At 62.1% G+C, this 1,652-nt stretch carries 2 protein-coding genes; one reads left to right on the top strand and one right to left on the bottom strand.

The window, feature by feature from the left end:
• Positions 1–203, top strand: a 203-nt coding sequence (locus AC07XB_RS38915) for a hypothetical protein (protein ID WP_492833258.1), incomplete at its 5' end; no start/stop codon positions are given.
• Between the two features lie 222 nt (positions 204–425).
• Here AC07XB_RS38915 and AC07XB_RS38910 read toward each other — a convergent pair.
• Positions 426–1,571 (bottom strand): IS110 family RNA-guided transposase, encoded by a 1,146-nt coding sequence (locus AC07XB_RS38910; protein WP_492833260.1) that lies wholly within the window; start codon positions 1,569–1,571, stop codon positions 426–428.
• Positions 1,572–1,652 lie beyond the last annotated feature (81 nt).

The raw sequence follows: 1,652 nt of genomic DNA, 5'->3' as shown, positions 1-1,652 counted from the left end.
ACTTCTATGGGGCGTTGGAAGTCAAGCACCTATTGCTGTGTTTTCCGTTCAACAGTTATCTCCTGTTGAGACGCGCTGCAAGTTATCCACGGCTGGTCAGCGGGTCGTCTGTCACGACCACGACGCTGGCCAGCGGTGGGGTAACTTGCACGACAAAGGCGCGTGGTCTCAGTTTGGTGTCCTTTCAATATCCCGTGACTTAAACGGGATGGAGGTCGGAGTGTCTGATACCTGGGCAGTTGCCCGGTCCAACTTCTATCCGTGCCGGCGCCAGGCCGGTCACCACATACCGCATGCGCAAAGCGCTGGAACACTCCCTTACCGACGCGCCCCATCTAAAACTACGATTACCAGTCGGGTAATCCTCCTACTGTCCGGGCGCGCTAACCTTCAAACCGTTAGTCGACTGACGCTGGAGACTCAGTTCACGAGGCATTGCCGGCGACCGACTTGAGCCTTGCCCCGAGCGGAATCTCGCCATACTCCAGGTAGCGCCACAACGCGATCGCCAGACGGCGCGCGAGGGCGACAATGCCGATGCGTCGCGAACGCTTCCCGGCGCCGGCAAATCGTTGTCTAAACCATTGACTCAACTGGGTTGCCGGCTGAAAGCGCAACCAGCTCCATGCGAGCTCCACCAGCAGCCACCGCGCCCGTTTGTTGCCCGCCTTGCTGATGCCCTGTTCGACTTCGCTGGTGCCGCTTGCATAAGGGGTCGGCGCCAGGCCCAGACAGCCGGCGAGTTCACGGCGATTGTGGAACTGCCGCCAGCCAAACAGTTCCTTGACCAGGGTCCATGCACTGCCAGTGCCGATACCTGCAAGCCGCGTCAGCACGGCGATCGCGGGTTGTGTCCCGCCGTGGACTTGGTGGTTCTGGAGCGTCTCCAGTGTCCTGATCTGCTTGGCGACGAGTAACAGCCGCTCGAACTCGCGTTCAATCTCGGCGCGCAAACTTGGCAAGAGCTGCGCAGCATGCTGGGCCCACCAGCATGTCCACGAGCGCCCACCGATGTGTTCGGGCCGTAGGTTGTGCAACACCAGCAGCGAGCGGATTCGGTTGCTGTGGGCGGTGCGCTCCTGGCGCAGGCGTCCGAGCTCGCGATGCACGCGCCGCTCATCTTCCTGCTCTTCGGTTGGGACCCGCGCGACTGCCCACACTCGCCGCTCGCCCGCGTAGTAACGCATCAGCATCGACAACAGCTTGTCGCTGTCGAGCCGGTCGGTCTTCGCACGGCGCGCCCGCCGGTTCACTTCGATACTGGCGGAATCGACCACCAGGTTGACGATGCCGTGTGTGCTGAGCCAGCGGTGCAGCCAGAATCCGTCCCGACCGGCCTCATAGCAGGAGCGCACCGGCGCATCGGCGGGCAGATGACACCGGGCTTTGGCCTTGGCGATTGCCGTCAGGACTGATGTCATGTCACCGGCCGCCACCGAGCATCGGCTCGGCCCGCGCACGCCGTCGCCCAGCGACAGCTTCCAGCTCTTGTCGCCCAGTTCGAAGGCGATGTACAGCCAGCCGGTGATCGTCGTATTCTGCCCGTGAAGGGCTGTGTCAGACGCGTCCATTTGCGTGCTCCTCGAGAAACGAGACTTGGAATCTTCGTTTTACTCCAGGGGGCTTACCTCCGCGGCCCTTCATAGTATCTA

This window comes from Cupriavidus sp. GW821-FHT02F09, assembly GCF_059421605.1.
The sequence above is the reverse complement of the archived record's forward strand: the minus strand, read 5'-3'. Positions and strand labels throughout refer to the sequence as shown.

Bases quoted from the DNA above. Each gene is read 5' to 3' on its own strand.
- AC07XB_RS38910 (WP_492833260.1), bottom strand. From the start codon at position 1,571: ATGGACGCGTCTGACACAGCCCTTCACGGGCAGAATACGACGATCACC.